General features: G+C 44.9%; 5 protein-coding genes. All 5 read right to left on the reverse strand.

Annotation, left to right across the window (positions count from 1 at the left end; all coding sequences use genetic code 11):
• Window positions 1-126 precede the first annotated feature (126 nt).
• The 5 genes from B7992_RS17265 to B7992_RS15980 all read right to left on the reverse strand — a co-directional run bounded on the left by B7992_RS17265 (window position 127) and on the right by B7992_RS15980 (window position 4,851).
• Window positions 127-252, reverse strand: a complete 126-nt coding sequence (locus tag B7992_RS17265) for a hypothetical protein (RefSeq protein ID WP_254917750.1) — start codon at window positions 250-252, stop codon at window positions 127-129.
• A gap of 11 nt (window positions 253-263) precedes the next feature.
• A complete protein-coding gene (locus tag B7992_RS16845; RefSeq protein ID WP_158278287.1) occupies window positions 264-401 on the reverse strand; it encodes a hypothetical protein in 138 nt (45 codons plus the stop codon).
• A complete protein-coding gene (locus tag B7992_RS15970) occupies window positions 398-2,590 on the reverse strand; it encodes a leucine-rich repeat protein (RefSeq protein ID WP_088666787.1) in 2,193 nt (730 codons plus the stop codon). The genes B7992_RS16845 and B7992_RS15970 overlap by 4 nt, the downstream gene beginning before the upstream one ends.
• Before the next feature lie 1,387 nt (window positions 2,591-3,977).
• Window positions 3,978-4,535 carry a hypothetical protein gene (locus B7992_RS15975; RefSeq protein ID WP_088666788.1) on the reverse strand — a complete coding sequence of 186 codons (558 nt, stop codon included), beginning with the start codon at window positions 4,533-4,535 and terminating at the stop codon, window positions 3,978-3,980.
• 13 nt (window positions 4,536-4,548) lie between these two features.
• Window positions 4,549-4,851 carry a hypothetical protein gene (locus B7992_RS15980; RefSeq protein ID WP_088666789.1) on the reverse strand — a complete coding sequence of 101 codons (303 nt, stop codon included), beginning with the start codon at window positions 4,849-4,851 and terminating at the stop codon, window positions 4,549-4,551.
• Between the last annotated feature and the right edge of the window lie 76 nt (window positions 4,852-4,927).

Genomic DNA, 4,927 nt, shown 5'->3' on the forward strand with positions numbered 1-4,927 from the left:
TACTTAATATAGTTTTCCGCAGAACCTTTGTCAAGCACCTACCCTAAAATCCGCACAAAAAAGTCCCTCCGATTTTGGTCGGAAGGACTTTCGTTTTATACTTCAAGGCGAAATCGTAAAAACAAACTAATCGTCAACGACAACACCCATTCTGTCGGGAAGGCTGCTCTGCAGCAAGTTTGAACGGTGCTTCAGCTTGATCACCTTCACCTGGGGCTTTTTGTACTGTTTCTTCTGCTCTTGCTTTTTCATTTCTACTCCTATTACTGAAATTTGCCGCCATAACCCTTGGGACCGTCATTTTCAAAACCGCTGTTTTGCAGCAGGTTCGCACGGTGTTTCAGCTTGATTACTTTTACCTGGGGTTTGCAATACAGTTTCTTCGGTTCAGGCCTTTTCATTTTACGATAACCTTGCTCTTGTTATTGAAGAAGGAGCCCTTAACGCTGGGTTTGCCGTTGAGTTTACGGCCCTTCATGTCGAACCAGCGCTCTCCCGCGGCGTTGAACTCGCCGGTGCGGGTATTGAGTTTACCGATATACAGAGTTCCGCCCTCATCGTCATCCACGACCACATCCAAGTAATTCGGGGTCTCGATACTGGAAGTCGAACGAGCCATGGGAGCCATGCCACGGAAGGACGGTTTCGGAGAAGGTGCCGGAGTTGCGACAGGATTGTAATAGAGGTAGGCTCGCATAGGCGGCAGATTTGCACCAGCGGTAGCTTTCACAAATTCGCCAATATGGACATCGGCAACATTCTCGGCAGCAAAACCATAAACATACCCAAGATCCGGATGACCTTCCTTCCAGACCATTTTTCCATAGGTTCCGCGAAGTTCCCAGCCATCACCCTCATCCTGGCCCTGGTCCGTGGGAGAGGCATCCAATGTACGTTCCAAGGTAGCCCCAGTCTTAAAGGAGATGGTCTCGCCAGTAGTTTTCACTAGGTACGGGGTGTTTGCGATCAGTTCGTCACGAACGGAACCCACGTGAACAGTCCAGTCATCCGAAGAAACATACTTAAATCTGTAGAATACAGCGCCCTCCACATTTTCCACATACATGCTAAAAGGCAGCGTAATGGTGGAGATTGTGCCAGCGGCAAAGGTCCTATTCAGCTCAATTGCGTCCACATCGATACTCCAAGGGAGCAGTACGGAGGTTTCGGAGTTTCCGTCGATAATTGCCTTGCTATCGTCATTGTATATACAAACTGCACCGTATGTTGCGCCAAGGGCGGCCACCGGGGACATTTCAACATGGCCATCCACATCGGCAAAGCGCTTGTGGCACTCATTGCAGATATAGCCTGCTTCCCAACCTGTTTCAGAGCATGTGGGTACTACAGCATCATCGGTCCAGACCAGCATAGATGCGTCGTGATCAACAATGTGGTCCTTGTAATCCTTCCAGCCATCGGCAAACCTGTAGGCGTCGGCTGAACCATGAGGCACGTGAATCAAATATTCATCAGGAACGCTGTAGAAAGTCATCCATTCCCCCAATTGAGGGGGCACTTTTGACTTCATATCCACACGGATCAAAGGAGTTTCTGCAAAAGCGAAATGCCCAATAGTTTCAATACTGCTCGGGATTTCAATACTAGTCAAGCGTTTATTACCATGAAATGCGCCACTTTCTAGTTCTGTAACACCATCGCCCAAAAACATGACACACAGACCGTCCTCGCACTTATTTTTCTTAATATCATACATAGATGAAAGCTGAGGCAAAGCAGTATCACCGTCGCTGGTTGTGTAGGCAATATAGCGATTGCTGAAAGTCGCTTCTAGGCTATTCTGTTCTGCATCAACCGTGTATTCAAATGTTGCAGGAACATCGACATCACTGTTCCAGCTAAGGAACTTGTATCCGTCTGCAGGCTCCGCGGTAAGGGTAAGTACTGTACCAACAGGGTAGAATTCGTCGGGATCGTAGCCACTTACAGAACCGTCGCCAACCACGGTCACATCAACACGAACCGGCACCTGAATTTCAACACTCCCTGCGGCACCAGACCAGTTATCGCTTTCCTCGACCTTATAGTAAACCGTATAATCGCCGCCTTTATCCGCACAAGGAATATTTTCCGAGTAATCATCATCATCATCTAAACTGTAAAGCATCGTTCCAAAGTTCGTAGATCCGGCGGTGACAAGTGCGACGCATGCACCAGCGTACTTCGGATTGGCAGAAGTCGGAGGTTCAACTGTAGGCGTAGCCTTCGTGATATTAAAGGATTTTGAAACAGAACCGAACTCCGCATAATCACCCTTGAATGTAACCGTAACAGTTGCAGAAGAGCCAACATTTATATTGTTGGAATATGAATATTCGTAGTCGGATCCTTCTGTTAAATCATAAAGATCTAATGTCACCACAGGTTTGGGCATAATGTCTTCGCCTGTATAAACCTGATCAGAAATTGTTTCTATCTGAGGTTTTCTTGTTGTTGCTGTGATAGACAGATTCCATTTATCATCACCAGCATCGTTGAACGAAATATCATACCAACCAGTCTTTGGTACAGAAAAGCGAGTGGTAAGACCTATAAATCTACCCTCAACATTGGTAAACGGAGCATCCATATTTTGAAGTGATTCGACATAAAAACCGCTTGTTCCATCATCAATTCTATAGTCTATACTCGAATTGAGTTTTACTGTACTTAATCCAGAATGAAAAACATCTGTCACAACATGCTTCCCATCTACGTCCCTTTCCAAATCAAAAAATACAACATCCTCGTATTTGGGCTTTTTTTCTGCTGAAATCGTTACATTTGCCGCTGGAACAGTAAACGAATAATAGCCATTTCCTTCAGAAGTGATTGGATAATCATTTACACCGTCACTTACTTTAATTGAATTTACATCAATATATTTTTCGGCAACTACAAAAGAGACAATATCGCCAGTGATTTGATCAGACAAATCATTACGAAGCGAACTCATTATTTGAATTAATGTTCTGTATTCTGAAGCTACAGCAACACGTCTATATTTAGTAAACAATACCATATCGGAAATTTCTTCCGTTCCTTCAGCATTTTTAAAGAACTTTCCACATACAGAACATTGCCAACGCTCATAATAAACATCATCTTCTTCATGATGGATAATATTATGAGGTTTAAGAGGCTCAATTACATCTTCTTTTGACAAATCAGCAGCACCAGTTTCGTCAGTAAAATACTTTCCGTCGCTTCTCAGATAGCATGCCTGTTTAATTCCAGTTGCAGTACAGGTTGCACTCTTTTTTGGCATGAAAACATAAGTTAATTCACGTCCACCATACAATCGAATTTCATGTAACCAAACATGTTGAACGCTATTCGTACCCTCAAAGCGGAAATATCTATATGGTTTATTATCTTCATTAGCAATAGGAAACGAGTTCTGTGTTCCTGAATAATCTTCATTTGTATAAGAAGAAACTAACGCATACTCGTCATCTTCGTTAGCCTTTGCGTACAACCTTCTATCTGTTGGGTGATAACCGCTTGCCCTATGTGAGTTCAGTACATATCCTTTTAAAACAATAGGAACATCTGACGAGAACTCAAAATATGCATAACCTCTTGAAGCATAATCTTCACTCACACTCGGTGCAGTATTCCACCCAGTTGTCAAATCGCCATCAACCATATTCTGAAGCACATAACCGCTAGGAGCCTCTGATCCCGCAGTTGCCGTAAACCCTGTGTATAAAGCATATTGATTGTTATCTATCTCGATAGTTGATTGTACTGTTTCAGCAGCAAAGGCATTTGCCGAGAACAACAGCGCCAGTACCATGACCAGCGAGGTCAAATAAGAGTTAATGCCATTACGCATCATGATTTATTTTCTCCTTAAAATCAAAAAGGGCGCGGAATCCGGCCCTCTACAAGCATTATTGATTCAGTACAAATATAATTGCCCGTAAGATTTTTGTAAAGATTGAACGTCCTTCAAGAAGGCCAAAAACCGCTTTTTACAGCGCCTGGATTTCTTCGGGAGTAAGGCCAGAAACTGAGGCTATTTCTTCCAAAGTAAGTTTCCCTTGATCGCGCAAGGCCTTGGCGAGTTCCTTGTTGGCTTCGGCACGTCCTTCATTGCGCCCCTCGGCAAGACCTTTCTTGTACCGAATGTTGAGTTCCTGTTCCAGGGTCATGTAAGCCTTCTTCGTGATGGGGTCCTTGCGGTACTGTTCCACGAGATCGTGGATGCGCTTCATCTTTGCGGATCCGTACTTCTGCGTGGCAAAGTACTGCATGTATTCGCGAATGGAGTTGTCCTTGATTTCGCGATACTTCTTAAAGATATAAAAATTCTTGTAACAGAGGTCGCCCATCAGGATGCTCGGGTCGCTTTCTTCGCGATTCTGGAACCTGTAAACGGGCTTGTCCTTGCCGAAGATGTCGTCCGGGCAGATGAACAGGATGTACTGTTCCCGGAGTTCGTCGTAGCTTACGCCCTTGGCGAGGACATCCAGGTCGCACATTCCCTGGTAGTAGCGGGCGCGCTTGGGCAGTTCGCCAGTATCTTCCATCTGCAATTGACGCCTACGGCGTCATCGGCTGCACTCGGCCATGCCAAAATGCAAGCATTTTGTCGCGGCACTCGTTTGCACGATACTCAATATCGAAATAGCGGCCTGAGTTGGGCAATTCCTCCTTCACGAGCACATCGAAGCGGACGCTCTTGTGGAAGGGATCTTCCTGGGTCGTGGCTTCGGCGACCACGGAAATCTTGTCGATGGAAATTTTCAGGATGTCCTGCAGAAAATCCTTGGCCACATCCTCGTTGCTGAAGACCTTGGCAAACATAAAGTTGTCGGTAATGTCCAGGTCTTCGTACTTTTTCATTTGATAGCTCATTTTATCCTCGGCGAATTTAAGTCGCCAAGTAAATTTGTTTAACTTGCCTAGAAATATACTCTAA

Source organism: Fibrobacter sp. UWH1, assembly GCF_002210365.1.
Lineage (GTDB): Bacteria > Fibrobacterota > Fibrobacteria > Fibrobacterales > Fibrobacteraceae > Fibrobacter.